At 64.2% G+C, this 16,902-nt stretch carries 10 protein-coding genes, 2 pseudogenes and 1 riboswitch; of the genes and pseudogenes, 6 read left to right on the top strand and 6 right to left on the bottom strand.

Translation table 11 applies throughout. From position 1 onward, the window contains the following. Positions 1–268: 268 nt before the first annotated feature. Both DB708_RS07480 and DB708_RS07475 read left to right on the top strand, forming a co-directional pair. Positions 269–2,185: pseudogene (locus DB708_RS07480) on the top strand (APC family permease); the annotation flags it as partial. Positions 2,186–2,196: 11 nt separating this feature from the next. Continuing rightward, positions 2,197–4,131: pseudogene (locus DB708_RS07475) on the top strand (APC family permease); the annotation flags it as partial. On the opposite strand, the gene DB708_RS07470 reads toward DB708_RS07475, so the two are convergent. The 3 genes from DB708_RS07470 to DB708_RS07460 are packed head-to-tail and all read right to left on the bottom strand — an operon-like array spanning position 4,125 to position 7,376. Beyond that, on the bottom strand, positions 4,125–4,859 hold the full coding sequence (locus tag DB708_RS07470; protein WP_108921343.1) for a class I SAM-dependent methyltransferase: 735 nt from the start codon (positions 4,857–4,859) through the stop codon (positions 4,125–4,127). The pseudogene DB708_RS07475 and the gene DB708_RS07470 overlap by 7 nt on opposite strands. Then, positions 4,856–6,007 carry a homoserine O-acetyltransferase MetX gene (gene metX, locus DB708_RS07465; RefSeq protein WP_108921310.1) on the bottom strand — a complete coding sequence of 384 codons (1,152 nt, stop codon included), beginning with the start codon at positions 6,005–6,007 and terminating at the stop codon, positions 4,856–4,858. Before metX ends, DB708_RS07470 begins: the two co-directional genes overlap by 4 nt. 10 nt (positions 6,008–6,017) lie before the next feature. After that, a complete protein-coding gene (locus DB708_RS07460; RefSeq protein WP_108921309.1) occupies positions 6,018–7,376 on the bottom strand; it encodes a bifunctional o-acetylhomoserine/o-acetylserine sulfhydrylase in 1,359 nt (452 codons plus the stop codon). Between the two features lie 176 nt (positions 7,377–7,552). After that, positions 7,553–7,674: riboswitch (SAM riboswitch) on the bottom strand. A 126-nt stretch (positions 7,675–7,800) separates the two neighbouring features. On the opposite strand from DB708_RS07460, the gene DB708_RS07455 reads away from it, so the two are divergent. Next, the gene (locus DB708_RS07455; RefSeq protein ID WP_108921308.1) at positions 7,801–10,038 is read left to right on the top strand and encodes an NADP-dependent isocitrate dehydrogenase; all 2,238 of its coding nucleotides are present in this window, start codon (positions 7,801–7,803) and stop codon (positions 10,036–10,038) included. Between the two features lie 26 nt (positions 10,039–10,064). Further along, positions 10,065–11,300 (top strand): NADP-dependent isocitrate dehydrogenase, encoded by a 1,236-nt coding sequence (locus DB708_RS07450; protein WP_108921307.1) that lies wholly within the window; start codon positions 10,065–10,067, stop codon positions 11,298–11,300. On the opposite strand, the gene DB708_RS07445 is transcribed toward DB708_RS07450, so the two are convergent. Further along, the gene (locus tag DB708_RS07445; RefSeq protein ID WP_165839758.1) at positions 11,297–12,118 is read right to left on the bottom strand and encodes an alpha/beta fold hydrolase; all 822 of its coding nucleotides are present in this window, start codon (positions 12,116–12,118) and stop codon (positions 11,297–11,299) included. The genes DB708_RS07450 and DB708_RS07445 overlap by 4 nt on opposite strands. A gap of 127 nt (positions 12,119–12,245) precedes the next feature. Here DB708_RS07445 and trpS point away from each other — a divergent pair, with 127 nt between their 5' ends. Together trpS and yhjD are read left to right on the top strand one after the other, a co-directional pair. Further along, positions 12,246–13,265 carry a tryptophan--tRNA ligase gene (trpS, locus tag DB708_RS07440; protein WP_108921305.1) on the top strand — a complete coding sequence of 340 codons (1,020 nt, stop codon included), beginning with the start codon at positions 12,246–12,248 and terminating at the stop codon, positions 13,263–13,265. A gap of 27 nt (positions 13,266–13,292) precedes the next feature. Continuing rightward, positions 13,293–14,321, top strand: a complete 1,029-nt coding sequence (yhjD, locus tag DB708_RS07435) for an inner membrane protein YhjD (RefSeq protein WP_108921304.1) — start codon at positions 13,293–13,295, stop codon at positions 14,319–14,321. On the opposite strand, the gene nagA is transcribed toward yhjD, so the two are convergent. Next, positions 14,318–15,445 carry an N-acetylglucosamine-6-phosphate deacetylase gene (nagA, locus tag DB708_RS07430; RefSeq protein WP_108921303.1) on the bottom strand — a complete coding sequence of 376 codons (1,128 nt, stop codon included), beginning with the start codon at positions 15,443–15,445 and terminating at the stop codon, positions 14,318–14,320. The genes yhjD and nagA overlap by 4 nt on opposite strands. Then, a complete protein-coding gene (locus DB708_RS07425) occupies positions 15,436–16,800 on the bottom strand; it encodes a sugar porter family MFS transporter (protein ID WP_108921342.1) in 1,365 nt (454 codons plus the stop codon). Before DB708_RS07425 ends, nagA begins: the two co-directional genes overlap by 10 nt. Between the last annotated feature and the right edge of the window lie 102 nt (positions 16,801–16,902).

Genomic DNA, 16,902 nt, shown 5'->3' with positions numbered 1-16,902 from the left:
GCTCATCTCACAATAACTTTGGAAAACGACCCTTTGTCTCCGAAATGGCCTGCTGATTCTGGGCTTTTGGCCCCCTGGGGAGGCTCGTTTGTTACGGCGAGATGACTATCTGCGAATGTCCTGCCAGTATGCCTGGCAACATTCTGTGTCTTTGTCGAATTTCGTGTTCTCTGTCGCCAAACGAGGAGGAGACACGGCATGTTTGAGTCGCTAGGCTTTCGGCGGGATCAATCAATTGGGGTTAGGAATATGGTCTGTGGCAACACCTTTGGCTGAAGAACAGCAGGCGTGGTCTTCGTTCTCCGACGTGTGTAAGCGTGGATTGCTCGGAAAGCCATTGATCAATGATCAGCTCCAGCACGAGAGATTGTCGAATCCCGTCGCACTGGGCGTGCTCTCACCGGACGCCATTTCCTCTACGGCTTACGGTTCTGAGCAGATCATGATCGAGCTGTTGCCGGCCGCCGGAATGGCGGCGTTTGCGTTATTGCTACCGATCACCGGCGTGATCCTGTTGATCCTGGTGCTGGTGTCAGCATCGTACCGGCAGGTCGTGATGGTTTATACACGATCCGGTGGATCATATGTGGTCGCTCGCGAGAACTTCGGTCCGCGGGTGGCGCAAGTTGCCGCCGCGGCGCTGTTGATCGACTACGTGGTTACCGTCGCGGTGCAGTGCGCCGCCGGGACGGTTGCGGTTGTCTCGGCGATACCGGCACTGGGTCCCTTCAGCCTGGAGATCACGGTGGGCGTGGTGCTGATCATGTGCTTCGCGAACCTGCGCGGACTGCGGGAAGCCGGTGCTCGTTTCGCGGTGCCGACCTACGCCTTCACGGCCATGGTCTCGCTCACGATCGTCGTCGGGATCGTCCGAGAACTGCTCGGCAGCCTTCCGACATACGATCCGCAACACATGGCCGGAGTGGTTCCGGTTCACCAGGGCAGCGGACTGGTCATGGGTGCAACGATTCTGATTGTGTTGCGCGCGTTCGCTAATGGCGGGTCTTCGTTGACTGGTGTGGAGGCGATCTCCAACACCGTCAACAGCTTGCGCAAACCCGAGGGCAGCAATGCGCGTCGGGTAATGACCGTGATGGCATGCCTGCTCGGTTTTCTGCTGGCCGGTGTGGCGTGGCTGACCCACGTTACGCACGCCGCACCGTATGTCGACGGCTACCCGTCAATGTTGTCCGAGATCGCCCGCGCCGTCTTCGGCGACGGCGTGATCGGCCACATCTTGTATTTTCTGCTGCAGGCGTCGACCGCGGCGATCCTCTACACCGGAGGTAATACCAGTTTCAACGGATTCCCCGCGTTGGCCAATTTCGTGGCCGAGGACCGATTTATGCCCCGCCCGCTGATGAAACGCGGTCATCGCCTGGTTTTCTCTAATGGCATCCTCACCTTGACGGCATTGGCTGTGGCATTGCTCGTCATCACCGGCGGCTCGGTGGACGCCCTGGTGCCGTTCTATGCGATCGGCGTGTTCACCGGGTTCGCGATGGCCGGCTTCGGCATGGCCAAGCATTATCTGACTGATCGTGGGCCGGGTTGGCGACGCAATCTGATCGTGAACTTGTCGGCGGGGTCCTTGTCGACGGTCGTGGTGGGAATCTTCGCGGTGGCCAAGTTCACCGAAGGTGCGTGGCTCATCGTCATCGTCTTTCCGCTGCTGGTGATCGCGTTGATGCGGCTCAACCAGAAGTACCGCGCCGAGGCTTCCGTGCTGGAGATGTCGCACACGGAAAGTCCCGTGCTGGCCCGGTACGCGCGGCATCGAGTTCTGGTCTTCGTTGATGCCGTCGACCTTGCCGAGGTCGAGGCACTGCGCTACGGCAACGGGTTGCACGCCGACGAGCTGACCGCGGTGCACTTCATGCTGGACACTGTCAGTGCCGAGCGGCTGCGGCAGCGCTGGGAGCGCTTCGAACACCATTCCCCGCTGCGGATGGTCGACTGCCCGGACCGTCACTTGGCCCGGGCCGCATACGAATTGGTTGTCCGGGTGCTCGACGACCACCCGGACACCAAGGTGACGGTACTGTTGCCGCGCCGAACGTATTCTCCGCTGGTAGGACGGCTGCTGCACGACCGCACCGCGGACAAGATCGCGCGCGCCGTCAGCCGCATTCCGGGCGCCACCGCGCAGATCGTGCCCTACGACATCGAGTCCCGGATCGCGGAGGTGACTCGAGCATGACGACACCGATCGCCGGAATACCGCTCTCATTTGTCGACAAATGTAAGCGGATCTTTCTCGGGAAGCCGCTGACCACCGACCAGTTGGACTCGGAGCGACTGTCGATTCCTGTTGCACTTGGCGCACTTTCACCGGATGCTATTTCCTCTACGGCTTACGGTCCTGAGCAGATCATGATCGAGCTGTTGCCGGCCGCCGGAATGGCCGCGTTTGCGTTGTTGCTTCCGATCACCGGCGTGATTCTGGTGATTCTGGTGCTGGTGTCCGCGTCCTATCGCCAGGTGGTGATGACCTACACGCGGTCCGGCGGCTCCTACACCGTCGCGCGGGAGAACTTCGGTCCCCGGGTGGCACAGGTCGCCGCCTCAGCGCTGCTGATCGACTACGTGGTCACCGTGGCCGTGCAACCCGCTGCCGCGACCGTGGCGGTGGTCTCGGCCATTCCGCTGCTGCGTCCCTATCACCTGGAAATCACGCTGGCCGCGGTGGCGCTCATCTGTCTCATTAACCTGCGCGGACTGCGGCGGTCGGGCCGGGCGTTTGCGATGACCACCTTCGCGTTCGTCACCATGATCACGGTGACGATCGTGACCGGTTTCGTTCGTGAAATTATCTGGGGCTTACCGAAATACGATCCAGGGCACCTCGCCGGGGCAGTGCCGGTACATCAGGGCGGTGGCATCGTGATGGGTGCGACCGTGCTGATTGTGTTGCGGGCGTTCGCCAATGGTGGCACCTCATTGACCGGTCTCGAGGCAGTCTCCAATACGGTCGATGTTTTCCAGAAGCCCGAAGGCGTCAACGCCCGTCGAGTCATCACGTTGATGGCGTGCATCCTCGGGTTCTTGCTGGCGGGGGTGGCCTGGCTGGCGCATGTCACGCACGCCGTACCGTATCTGGACGAATATCCGTCGATGTTGTCCGAGATCGCCCACGCGGTCTTCGGCAACGGCATGATCGGCCACATCTTGTATTTTCTGCTGCAGGCGTCGACCGCGGCGATCCTGTTCACGGGCTGTAACACCAGCTTCAACGGATTCCCCAGGTTGGCCAGTTTCGTGGCCGAGGATCGTTTTTTGCCCCGGCCGCTGACGAAGCGCGGTCATCGTCTGGTGTTCTCCAATGGCATCCTTACCCTCACCGCGCTGGCCCTGACACTGCTGGTGATCACCGAGGCAAAGGTCAGCGCGTTGGTGCCGTTCTATGCGATCGGCGTGTTCACCGGATTCGCGATGGCCGGCTTCGGCATGGCCAAACACCATCTGGGCCACCGTGAGCCGGGCTGGCGACGCAAGGTCATCGTGAATTTGTCGGCGGGGGTGTTGTCGACGATCGTGGTGGGAATCTTCGCGGTGGCCAAGTTCACCGAAGGTGCGTGGCTCATCGTCATTGTCTTTCCGGTGCTGGTGTTGACCTTGATGCGGCTCAACCACAAGTACCGCGCCGAGGCGTCTGTGCTGGAGATGTCGCATGGCGAAGACATCGACCTGACTCGGCATCCGCGACTTCAGGTGCTGGTGTTCGTGGATTCGGTTGACCTCGCCGAGGTCGAGGCATTGCGCCTCGGGTACGGGCTGCATGCCGACGAGCTCACTGCGGTGCATTTCGTCATCGATGTGGATCGTGCGAAGCGGCTGCGCGCGCTCTGGGACCGCTTCGAGCACGACACCCCGCTGTGGCTGATCAACTGCCCGGATCGTCACCTGAATCGAGCTGCGCACGACTTGGTCTGGCGGGTGCTCAACGATCATCCGGGCAGCAAGGTGACCGTGCTATTGCCGCGCCGCACCTTTTCGCCGCTGCTGGGCCGGCTGTTGCACGACCGCACCGCGGACAAGATGGCTCGCGCGGTCAGCCGCATCCGGGGTGCGACCGCGATCATCGTGCCGTATGACATCGAGTCGCGGATAGCCGCGTCGGTGCCTCAGTCGGACAGCGTCGCCGCGATGCACACGGTGACGTAGGGCATCGCCAACCCGGTCGAATTCGCCAGCGCCGGATGAGTGGCCAGCAACTCGCGTACCTGTTCGAGGGTTTGGGTGCGCACCTCGGCCGGCGAGGTGATGCAGTAGCTGCGCGACGCCACCAGGTCGATCAATGCTTGTGGCGTAAGGTAATTCGTCCACTCGACTTGATGACGCTCGCGCTCGGAGAACGGAGCCGGCAGCGTCACGTCGAATCGGCCGACGTCGCCGTCGCTACCGATGATCCGGCCGAGCTCCCGCACCCAGCCGAGCCGCTCGTCGCGGGTGTTCCACACCAGGCCCAGCCGTCCGCCGGGCCGCAGTACCCGGGCGATTTCGGGAATCGCTCGTTCCGGATCCACCCAGTGCCACGCCTGGGCGACCAGCACGGCGTCAACGCTGTTGTCCTCCAACGGAATCTCTTCGGCGGTGCCGAGTACCGCGCGAGTCTCCGGTAGCGAGGCGCTCAGCACCTCGAGCATGTCCGGAATCGGGTCCACCGCCACGACCTCGAGGCCACGTTCCACCAGCCGAGTGGTCAGCTTGCCGGTGCCGGCACCCAGATCGAGCACCTGACGCGCCCCGCGTGGTAACAGCCAGTCGATCGCCTCGGGCGGATACGACGGGCGTCCACGCTCATAGGCTGCGGCCGCGGAACCGAACGATAGGGAGCGGTCGTGCCTAGACCGGGTCACCGTTGACACGCGCCTTCGGCAGGGCCGGTCTCGGAGGCCAAATCCAGTGTCTTGCGGATTAATTCGCCCACTGCCTCGGTTTCCACCAAGAAGCCGTCATGTCCGAAGATGGAGTCGACAACCTGTAACTCGGCGCAGCCCGGCAGCAGCTCGGCCATCTCCTGCTGCAAGCGCAGCGGATAGAGCCGGTCGGAGGTGATCCCGCCGACCACGGCCGGTACCGGGCACCCGCGCAGCGCTTTGGCGACCCCGCCGCGGCCGCGGCCGACGTCGTGGCTGTTCAGCGTCTCGGTCAGGGTTACGTAGCTGCCGGCGTCAAAACGGGCCAAGATCTTGGCGCCCTGGTGTTCCAGATAGCTCTGCACCGCGTAGCGCCCGCCGTTGGACGGGTCCTCTCCGCGTTGGCCGTCGTTGGCGAACCTGTCGTCCAACTCGACCTCGCTGCGATAGGTCAGGTGCGCGAAACGGCGGGCGATGGCCACCCCGGCATCCGGGGCACGCCCGGTGCCGTGGTAATCACCATCCTGCCAGTCCGGGTCGGTCTTGATCGCCGCGATCTGGGTGGTCTGGGTGCCGATCTGGTCGGCAGTGGCACGCGCGCCGACGGCCAGTAGCAATCCGGCCCGGACCCGTTCGGGGTGGCCGACCATCCATTCCAAAGCCCTTGCGCCGCCCATGGATCCGCCGACTACGGCGGCAACCTGACTGATGCCCAGCGCGTCCAGCGCGGCGATGTCCGCCTGCACCTGGTCGCGCACGGTGATCAACGGAAACCGGGAACCCCACGGCTTTCCGTCTCGGGCAAGCGAACTCGGCCCGGTGGAGCCACGGCAGCCGCCCAGCACATTGGTAGCCACCGCACACCACCGGTTGGTGTCGATCGGTGCGCCCGGCGCCGCGATGCCGTCCCACCAGCCGGGCGTGGGGTGCCCGGGCCCGGCCGGACCGTTGATGTGGGAGTCGCCGGTGAGGGCGTGCAGTACCACCACCACGTTGTCGCGCGTCGGTGACAGCTCACCCCAGCGCTGTACCGCGATACAGACATCGTCGATCACCGCGCCGCTCTCGGTAGTCAGCGAGCCGATATCGACCAGGCCGACTTCGCCTTCGGCGGGCAACGTTTGGGTGGGGACGTCGGAGATGGTCATGTCAGAGTCCTCAGAAGGCCGCCACGGCCTGTGGGTCGCCGCTGGCGCCCGCGGGTGTGCCGAATTTCCGTGCCGCGGCGAAGCCGAGCTCGAGGTCGGCCAGGATGTCGTCAATGCCTTCGATGCCGACCGCCAGCCGCACCAATCCGGGGCTTACGCCGGTGGTCAGCTGCTCGGCGGGACTCAGCTGGGCGTGGGTGGTGGACGCCGGATGAATCACCAGCGAGCGCACGTCGCCGATGTTGGCGACGTGGCTGTGTAGTTGCAGGGCGTTGACGAACGCCTTGCCGGCCTCGATGCCACCGGCCAGCTCGAACGCCAACACGGCGCCGGTTCCCTTGGGCGCCAGCTTCTTTGCCCGCTCGTGCCACGGCGAGCTGGGCAGCCCGGCGTAGTTGACCGACTGCACGCCGTCGTGGCTCTCGAGGAACTCGGCGACCCGCTGCGCGTTCGCGACGTGGCGCTCGATCCGCAGGCTCAGCGTCTCAAGGCCTTGGGCCACCAGGAACGCGTTGAACGGTGCGGCCGCGGAGCCGAAGTCGCGCAGCAACTGCACGCGCGCCTTGAGGGCGAATGCCGGCGGTCCCAGCTCGGCGAACACCACGCCGTGGTAGCTGGGGTCGGGCGTGGTGAACCCGGGGAAGCGGCCCTGCGTCCAGTCGAAGGTGCCGCCGTCGACGATGACTCCGGCGATCGCGGAGCCGTGACCGCCCAGGTACTTGGTGGCGGAGTGCACCACGATGTCGGCGCCCTGCGTGAACGGCTGGATCAGGTATGGCGTGGCGATGGTGTTGTCGACGATCAGCGGCACGCCGTTGGCGTGAGCCACGCCGGCGACGCCCGGGGTGTCCAGGATGTCGATCTGCGGGTTGGAGATCGTCTCGGCGAAGAAGGCCTTGGTGTTGGGCCGTACCGCCGCCTGCCACGAGTCCAGATCGTCGGGATCCTCGACGAAGCTGACGTCGATACCGACCTTCGCCAGCGAATAGTGGAACAGGTTGTACGTGCCACCGTAGAGGCGCGGGCTGGACACGATGTGATCACCGGCACATGCGAGGTTCAATATGGCGAATGTCTCAGCGGCCTGTCCGGAGCTCAAAAACAGGGCTGCGACGCCGCCTTCGAGTGCGGCGATGCGCTGTTCGACGACGTCGGTAGTGGGGTTGCCGATCCGGGTGTAGATGTTGCCTGGGACCTCGAGCCCGAACAGCGCCGCGGCATGAGTGGTGTCGTCGAACACGTACGAGGTGGTCTGGTAGATCGGCAGGGCGCGGGCGTGGGTGGCCGGGTCGGGCTGCTGGCCGGCGTGAACCTGCTTGGTTTCGAAGGACCAGTTCGCAGTTGGGTCGCTGTCGCTATCGGCGCTCATGAGCCGGGGCTTTCTGCTGGAAGGGGGCGTATCGAGGTGCTGGTAGCCGCCCGGGACGCCACCATCTATGACGTCAGCCGGCGGTCGGTGGTTCAGCACCGACGCACAATTGAGACGCGGATAAGTGGGATGACTGCCCATCACGTTCCCTGTCTAGTCAGGGGCCCGTCATGGCGGACCCGCGCTTGCCGGATAGCCGGTGCTATGGCTACTCAACCTGGTCATCACCCGGGGCACCCCACCGCGGTTGGAGGGTTGCCGGCCAGCAAGCCGGGGCTTGATGCTGGCGCTCATGACCACTACGAAGACTATCTTACCGAGCCGACTGGATGCCAATGCCAGGTCGACACCTGCTCAAACGCCCTTGATAACGTGGCAACCATAACGCTGAGCCCCCCAAAATCTGACCGGGAGAGGGACGTCCGTGAGCGCCGAACAACCGACCGTCATCTACACGCTGACCGACGAGGCGCCTTTGCTGGCGACCTACGCCTTCCTGCCGATCGTGCGAGCCTTCGCCGAGCCGGCGGGCATCGAGATCAAGACCAGCGACATCTCCGTCGCGGCCCGGATCCTCGCCGAGTTCCCGGAGCACCTGACCGAAGAGCAGCGGGTTCCGGACAACCTGGCAGAACTCGGCCGGCTGGCGAAGCTGGCCGACACCAACATCATCAAGCTCCCGAACGTCAGTGCCTCGGTGCCCCAGCTGGTGGCCGCCGTCAAGGAACTGCAAGGCAAGGGATACAAGATTCCGGACTTTCCGCAGAGCCCGAAGACGGACGAGGACAAAGAAGTTCGCGATCGCTATTCGAAATGCCTTGGTAGCGCTGTCAACCCGGTGTTGCGCCAAGGGAACTCGGACCGCCGGGCACCCAACGCGGTCAAGGAGTACGCGCGCAAGCACCCGCACAGCATGGGGAAGTGGTCACAGGCGTCGCGCACGCATGTCGCGACCATGAAGCACGGCGACTTCTATCACGGCGAGAAGTCGATCACGCTGGACCGTGCACGCAGCGTGAAGATGGAGCTGGAGACCAAGAGCGGCAAGACGATCGTGCTCAAGGCCACGGTGTCACTGCGTGAGGGCGACATCATCGACAGCATGTTCATGAGCCGCAAGGCGCTCTGCGAGTTCTATGAAGCAGAGATCGAGGACGCTTACAAGACCGGCGTGATGTTCTCATTGCACGTCAAGGCGACGATGATGAAGATCTCCCACCCGATCGTCTTCGGACACGCCGTCAAGGTCTTCTACAAAGACGCCTTCGCCAAGCATCAGGCGCTCTTCGACGAGCTCGGCGTCAATGTCAACAACGGATTGGTCGACCTGTACGACAAGATCGAGTCGCTGCCCGCGTCGCAGCACGACGAAATCATCCGCGACCTGCATGCCTGTCACGAACACCGTCCCGAGTTGGCCATGGTCGACTCGGCCAAGGGCATCAGCAACTTTCACTCGCCCAGCGACGTGATCGTGGACGCGTCAATGCCGGCGATGATCCGCGCCGCCGGCAAGATGTACGGCGCCGACGGGCGGCAAAAGGACACCAAGGCCGTCAATCCCGAGTCGACTTTCGCCCGCATTTACCAAGAGATCATCAACTTCTGCAAGACACACGGGGCCTTCGATCCGACCACGATGGGCACCGTGCCCAACGTCGGCCTGATGGCGCAGCAGGCCGAAGAGTATGGCTCGCACGACAAGACGTTCGAGATCCCCGAAGACGGTGTCGCCAAGATCGTCGACCTCGACACCGGCGAGGTCTTGCTGACACAAGACGTGGAAGTTGACGACATCTGGCGGATGCCCATCGTCAGGGACGAGCCGATCCGCGACTGGGTCAAGCTGGCCGTCACCCGGGCGCGAAACTCGGGCATGCCGGTGGTGTTCTGGCTCGACCAGGAGCGTCCGCACGAGAGCGAATTGCGCAAGAAGGTCGACACTTACCTGGCCGACCACGACACCGAGGGCCTCGACATCTCGACGATGTCGCAGGAACGGGCCATGCGGCACACCATCGAACGCGCGATGCGCGGGCAGGACACCATTGCCGCGACGGGCAACATCTTGCGCGACTACCTCACTGACCTGTTCCCGATCCTCGAGCTGGGCACCAGCGCCAAGATGCTGTCCATCGTGCCGTTGATGGCCGGCGGCGGAATGTATGAAACCGGCGCGGGCGGTTCAGCGCCCAAGCACGTCCACCAACTCGTCGAGGAGAATCACCTGCGTTGGGACTCTCTGGGTGAATTCCTTGCGCTGGGAGCGTGTTTCGAAGATGTCGGCATCAAGACCGATAACGAGCGCGCGAAGATCCTGGGCAAGACGCTGGATGCCGCGATCGGCAAGCTGTTGGACAACAACAAGAGTCCGTCGCGCAAGACCGGCGAACTCGACAATCGGGGCAGCCAGTTCTACCTGGCGCTGTACTGGGCCCAGGAACTTGCCGCGCAATCCGACGACGAAGAGTTGCGCAACCACTTCGCCAAGCTCGCCGATTCGTTGGGCCGCAAAGAGGAAGCCATCGTGGCCGAACTCGCGAAGGTGCAGGGCGAAACGGTCGACATCGGCGGTTACTATCAGCCGGACGACGAGAAGACGACTGCGATCATGCGGCCGAGCAAGACGTTCAATGAGGCGCTGGCGGCTGCGCAAGCCTGACGCCGCGAGGGAGGATTCGGACAACGATGTCGGATGAACCCAAGATCAAACGCATCAAAGTTCAAGGGCCCGTAGTCGAACTCGACGGTGACGAGATGACCCGTGTCATCTGGAAACTGATCAAGGACATGCTGATCCTTCCGCACCTCGACGTCAACTTGGACTATTACGACCTGGGTATCGAGCACCGCGACCGCACCGACGATCAGGTGACGATCGACGCGGCGTACGCCATCAAGAAACACGGCGTGGGCGTCAAGTGCGCGACGATCACCCCGGACGAGTCGCGCGTTGCCGAGTTCAACCTGAAGAAGATGTGGCTCTCGCCGAACGGGACGATCCGAAATATCCTGGGCGGCACAATCTTCCGTGAGCCGATTGTGATCTCGAACGTGCCTCGGCTGGTTCCCGGCTGGACTAAACCGATTGTCATCGGCCGTCATGCATTCGGCGACCAGTACCGTTCGACGAACTTCAAAGTCGAGAAACCCGGCACTGTCGCAATAACTTTCACGCCCGCGGACGGCAGCGAGCCGATCGTGCACGAGATGGTCTCCATCCCCGCCGACGGCGGCGTCGTGATGGGGATGTACAACTTCAAGGACTCGATCCGTGACTTCGCGCGGGCCTCGTTCGCCTACGGGCTCAACGCCAAATGGCCGGTCTACCTATCGACGAAGAACACCATCCTCAAGGCCTACGACGGCATGTTCAAAGACGAATTCCAGCGCATCTACGACGAGGAGTTCAAGGAGCAGTTTGAAGCCGAAGGCCTCACTTACGAGCACCGGTTGATCGACGACATGGTGGCCGCCTGCCTGAAGTGGGACGGCGGCTACGTCTGGGCCTGTAAGAACTACGACGGTGACGTCCAATCGGACACCGTCGCGCAGGGCTACGGCTCACTGGGGTTGATGACCTCGGTGCTGATGACGGCCGACGGCAAGACCGTCGAGGCCGAGGCCGCCCACGGCACCGTCACCCGGCACTATCGGCAGTACCAGGCCGGCAAGCCGACGTCGACCAACCCGATCGCCTCGATCTTCGCCTGGACGCGGGGGCTGCAGCACCGCGGCAAACTGGACAACACGCCCGAGGTCATCGACTTTGCCCAGAAGCTGGAATCCGTCGTCATCGCCACCGTCGAAAGCGGAAAGATGACCAAGGATCTGGCCATCCTGATCGGTCCCGACCAGGAGTGGCAGCAGAGTGAGGAATTTCTGCACTCGATCGCGGACAACCTGGAAAAGGCGCTCGCCTAAGCCCCCGCGAGGGGGTGCTGCCCCCAGGCCGCCGGGTCGATCGCCGGCGCCGGCTGGGTGCAGTCGTCGATGAACCCGGAGATGACTTCGGTCACTCGGCCGGGTGCCTCGAACATCGGAACGTGCCCGACGCCGTCGAGCCTGGTGATTTTCGTTTCGGCGGGCAGGAAGTCGGTGAAATGACGGCTGAACCGGCTTGGCGGCACGACGCGGTCCTTTTCGCACAACACCAGGTGGGCGGGCACCGCGGTCTGCGCCAACTCGATCAATCCGGGCGCCACCAGCGCCTTGGCCAGCAGTTGGAAGTAGGCCGGGCAGTGCGCGGCGTCGTCGACGATGCCGGACAGCTGGCGCTCGCTGATCCCGTCCGGCGATCCGCTCAGCGGCAGGGTGGCCAGCCGGCGGCTGAACGGCACCTGCAGCGACCGCTGGCCGAACAAGCGAGCCAATGCCAGCACCGGCAGGCCGGCCAGGAACTTGCCGATGACCTCGAATTTGATCGGGCTCCACCGCGTCCAGCCGCCCGCCGCCGCGACGCCGGTGACGCTGCGGGCCCGGCCGCGCCGCTCGAGTTCGAACGCGACCCAGCCGCCCAGCGAATTGCCCACGATGTGGGCGGTATCCCACCCCAGCTCGTCGAGTTGGCGTTCGACGTGGTCGGCCAGCACCGCCGAACTCAGCAGCCAGGTTCGGGCATACGGTCCACCGTTGTGCCCGGCCATCGTCGGGGCGAACACCTCGTAGCGGCCGGTATCGGCCAGCTGTTGAGCCACTGAATCCCACACCGTCTGAGACATCAGAAATGGGTGCAGCAGCAGGACCGGCTCTCCAGTGCCCAGGTGGATCGGCGCGCGAGTCGTCATATAGCCGACGTTATATGCGGTACCGCCGGTACCGCAAGCGACGGCGCGCTGGGACAAGCGCGCGTGAAAAGATCGGGACATCATGAGCACCGCTAGGAGACCCAGCCGGATTTTCTCCGGCGTGCAGCCCACGTCTGATTCGCTTCACCTCGGCAACGCGCTGGGCGCGATCACCCAGTGGGTGGCGCTGCAGGATGACCACGACGCGTTCTTCTGCGTGGTGGACTTGCACGCGATCACCATTCCGCAGGACCCCGCGGCGCTGCGACGCCGGACCCTGGTCACCGCCGCCCAGTACCTGGCGCTGGGCATCGACCCGGCCCGCAGCACCGTCTTCGTGCAGAGCCACGTACCCGCCCACACTCAGTTGGCATGGGTGCTGGGTTGCTTCACCGGCTTCGGGCAGGCGTCGCGGATGACCCAGTTCAAGGACAAGTCACAACGTCAGGGCAGCGACTCCACCACCGTCGGCCTATTCACCTACCCGGTGCTGCAGGCCGCCGACGTGCTGGCCTACGACACCGATCTGGTCCCCGTGGGTGAGGACCAGCGCCAGCACCTCGAACTGGCGCGCGACATCGCCGAGCGATTCAACAGCCGCTTCCCGCAGACCTTCGTCGTCCCCGACATGCTCATTCCGAAGGTCACCGCCAAGATCTACGACCTAGGGGACCCGACGTCGAAGATGAGCAAGTCGGCGGCCGTCGATACCGGTTTGATCAATCTGCTCGACGATCCGGCTGTGTCCGCCAAGAAGATTCGCTCGGCCGTGACCGACAGTGAGCGCGAGATCCGCTTCGACACCGAGGCCAAGCCCGGCGTATCGAACCTGTTGACCATCCAATCGGCGGTCACCGGAACCGATATCGCCAAGCTCGTGGACGGCTATTCCGGGCGTGGTTACGGCGATCTGAAGAAGGAGACCGCCGAGGCTGTCGTCGAGTTCGTCGCTCCGATCAAGGCCCGCGTCGACGAATTGATGACGGACCTGGCCGAATTGGAGGCCGTGTTGGCGGCGGGGGCGCAGCGCGCGCAGGAAGTGGCCGGAAAAACGGTCGAGCGGGTTTACGATCGGCTGGGGTTCCTTCCGCAACAAAGTTAGGACCCGTTTTTAAATAGGAGCCGCACCATGAGCGAGCCGGCCAAGCCAGGAATCTTTGACCGGTTGCGGGCTCGATTCGGATGGCTAGACCACGTGATACGCGCCTACAGCCATTTCGACGAGCGCAACGGTGGCTTCTTGGCCGCCGGTCTCACCTACTACACAATCTTCGCGCTATTTCCTTTGCTGATGGTCAGTTTCGCGGTCGTGGGTTTCATGCTGGCGCAGGACCCTAAGCTGCTCACTAGCATCGACGGCCATATCCGCGACGCCGTCTCCGGTGCGCTCGGACAGCAATTGGTCGACTTGATGAACTCGGCGATCAATGCGCGCGCGTCGGTCGGCATCATCGGTCTGGCCACCGCGGCCTGGGCGGGCCTCGGCTGGATGTCGCATCTGCGCGGAGCGGTGACCGACATGTGGTGGGATGAGGAGTTCGACTCGCCGGGCTTCGTGCGCAACAAAATGTCTGATCTGGTCGCGATGGTGGGAACGTTCGTGGTCATCATCGCCACCCTCGCGCTCACCGCGCTCGGGCATGCCGCGCCGATGCGTGCGGCCCTGAAATGGCTTGGAATACCGGATTTCTCGGTGTTCGGCGAGATCTTTAGGGGCATCTCGATATTGGTGTCGCTGCTGGTCTCGTGGATGCTGTTCGCCTGGATGATCGGCCGGCTGCCGCGACACCGGGTCAACCTGGCCGACGCGGCTCGGGCGGGCTTGCTCGCGGCGATCGGCTTCGAACTGTTCAAGCAGGTGGGCTCGGTCTACCTGCGGGTCGTGTTGCGCAGCCCGGCGGGAGCAACATTCGGTCCGGTGCTGGGCCTGATGCTGTTCTCCTACGTCACTGCGTATCTCGTGCTTTTTGCCACCGCCTGGGCCGCGACCCTTTCCGGTGATCAGCGCAGCAGGTACGCACGCCCGCCGGCACCCGCGATCATCGCACCACGGGTGCTACTGGACGAGGGGATCAGTACGCGACAGACACTGACCGCGATGGCAATGGGAGCTGTTGGCGCGCTGGCGTTTTCTCGGCTGACCCGCCGGCTGCGTTAACGCCAGGCGCCCTGGGTCATGACGGCGCTGACCCGTAAATCGCGATCCAGCACAACAAGATTCGCGTCGTATCCGACCTGCAGGGCGCCCACCCGCTCGAGGTGCAGCGCCCGCGCCGGCGTGGTCGAAGTCATCTGCACCGCGGCGGCCAGCGCGGCATCGTCGTCGGAGCCCAGCCGCGAGACGGTGCGGAACAGCTGATCCATCGTCGCGGTGCTGCCGGCGATCGTCGATGTCGCGTGCACCCGGGCTATGCCGGACTGCACGTCGATCGGTATGGCGCCAAGCTGATACTTTCCATCCTCGGATCCGGCCGCGGCGATCGCGTCGGTGATGACGGCCACCCGGTCGGGCCCGGCGGCCCGGGCAACCGCTTGCACCGTGGCGGGGTGCAGGTGCACGCCGTCGGCGTTCAGCTCGACGGTCACGTCCGGGTGCTCCAGTAGCGCGAGGCCCGGCCCGGGCTGGCGATGGTGCAGGGGCGCCATCGCGTTGAACAGGTGCGTGCCGACGGTGGCTCCCAGTGCGATCGCCTGGTGGGTGCGCTCATAGGTTGCATCGGTATGTCCCAGGGCGACAACAACACCCGCGTCGAGAAGACGCCGGATCGCCTCGCTGCTGCCGGGCCGCTCCGGGGCCAGGGTGACCATCCGGATCGCGCCCTCGCCGGCGGCCAGGAGACCGTTGATCTCGGCGGGCTCGGGGTCGCGCATCTGGGTGGGGTCGTGTGCGCCGCAGCGTGCCACGGACAGCCAGGGTCCCTCCAGATGGATACCCGCGATGGTGCCTTCCCGGGTGGCGCCGGCCAGCGCACGCACACCAGCGATCAGCACGTCGGGTGCGGCGGTGACCAGGCTGGCCATTGTCGTGGTGGTGCCGTGCCCCTGGTGGAATTGCGCGGCCTTGGCGATGTGCTCGGCGTCCAGGTAGGAGGCTCCGCCACCGCCGTGCACATGCATGTCGACAAATCCGGGCACCACAAGGCAATCCGGGAAATCCCGGTCGGGTTGCCCGGGCGCTGCACCGGCGCCGCAGGCGAGGATCTGTCCGCCCGATATCTGCAGCCAACCCGGCCGGCAGATCTGACCGTCGAGGACGACGGTGTCCGCGCGGATCAGGGGCACTGGTCTTCCCAGCGGCCTCCGTTTTCCCAGAAGTGCCTGATCTCCTCGAGCTGGCGCCCCTTGGTTTCCGGCGCGTACCGGTAGACGAAGCCGAACGCGATGATGGCGAGCACCCCGAACACCGCGAAAGTGCCCGCGCCGCCGAGGGAATGCAGCATGGTCAGGAACACCGCCGCGATGATCGCGTTGGCGATCAGGTTGGAGGCGAGCATGGTGCTCGACCCGATGGAACGCAGCCGGGTGGGGAAGCTCTCGCTGGCGTAGACCCAGCCCAGCGAGCCGAAACCCAGGGTGTAGCCGATGATGTACAACAGTATGCCGGCAAACCCGAGAGCAGCGCCGCCGATGCCCTGGGCGAACACGGCTGTCAGCAGAATGTCGGCGGCGATCATCATGGCGATGCCGCACAACAGGATTGGGCGCCGGCCCACCCGGTCGACGAGTGTCAGCGCGGCGCCCACCGCTGCCAAACCGGCGACCTGGACCAGTGCCGGCAAGGCGAGCAGCGCGAAATTGCCGGTGAATCCCATGGCTTCGAATATTCGCGGGCTGTAGTAGACGATCGCGTTGATGCCGGTGATCTGGATCAGGAAGCCGAGCGCAATCACGAACAGGGTGGCCCGTAAATACGGCGGTCGCAGCATCTCGGAGATGCCCCCACTACCTTCGCTGACCGCGCGGGCGATCTCGGCGAGCTCTTCGTCGGCGTTCGCGGCGGGCTCCACCTGCAGCAGCGCGCGGCGGGCGTCATCGGCTCGCCCTTTGAGCAGATACCACCGGGCGGTTTCGGGCAGCCGGATCACCAACGGCAGCAATAGCATCACCGGCACGACGGCCAGCCCCAACATCAATCGCCAGCTTTGGGTACCGGCCAACAGGTAACCGGCGAGATACCCGAGGATAAGCCCGCTGACGATCGTCAGTTGATAGGTCGTTAGCAGCGCGCCGCGCACCGATGCCGGAGCCGATTCCGCGACGTATACCGGGACGACCACCACCATCACACCGATGGTCAGACCCAGCAGTAGTCGTGCCGCCAGCAGCATTGGCAGTGCGACCGAGAACGCACCCAGCAACGCGAACGCGGCATACGCCACCAGGATCAGCACGACCGACTTTTTTCGGCCGATCGCATTGGCGAGCACGCCGGCACCGAGTGCTCCGGCAATCTGCCCGATCACCGCCATCGCCGACAACAGTTCTTGTTGGGATGTGGTGAGTCCGAAATCGTCGGTGATGAACAGTTGCGCGCCGGCGATGATGGACAGGTCGTAGCCGTAAATTACGCCGACACTGGCACAGGTCAGCCCAACGCGCGTAGAACTGCTCAACCGACTGGCTTGCGCTTGAGTCATCTCGGTGAGCTTAGTGTCGCGCCATCGTGGCCTGGTGGCCTTGTCCCCCGAACGGCGGACACGCGATTCCACCCACCGCATCCGATCGGGGGATGTTATTAA

The sequence above is a fragment of the Mycobacterium montefiorense genome (assembly GCF_003112775.1).
Classification (GTDB): Bacteria; Actinomycetota; Actinomycetes; order Mycobacteriales; family Mycobacteriaceae; genus Mycobacterium; species Mycobacterium montefiorense.
Note: the sequence above shows the minus strand (reverse complement) of the source record. Positions and strands in the feature narration are given on the sequence as shown.

Bases quoted from the DNA above. Each gene is read 5' to 3' on its own strand.
- metX (WP_108921310.1), bottom strand. From the start codon at position 6,007: ATGACCATCTCCGACGTCCCCACCCAAACGTTGCCCGCCGAAGGCGAA.
- DB708_RS07460 (WP_108921309.1), bottom strand. From the start codon at position 7,376: ATGAGCGCCGATAGCGACAGCGACCCAACTGCGAACTGGTCCTTCGAA.
- DB708_RS07450 (WP_108921307.1), top strand. From the start codon at position 10,065: ATGTCGGATGAACCCAAGATCAAACGCATCAAAGTTCAAGGGCCCGTA.
- trpS (WP_108921305.1), top strand. From the start codon at position 12,246: ATGAGCACCGCTAGGAGACCCAGCCGGATTTTCTCCGGCGTGCAGCCC.
- yhjD (WP_108921304.1), top strand. From the start codon at position 13,293: ATGAGCGAGCCGGCCAAGCCAGGAATCTTTGACCGGTTGCGGGCTCGA.
- DB708_RS07425 (WP_108921342.1), bottom strand. From the start codon at position 16,800: ATGACTCAAGCGCAAGCCAGTCGGTTGAGCAGTTCTACGCGCGTTGGG.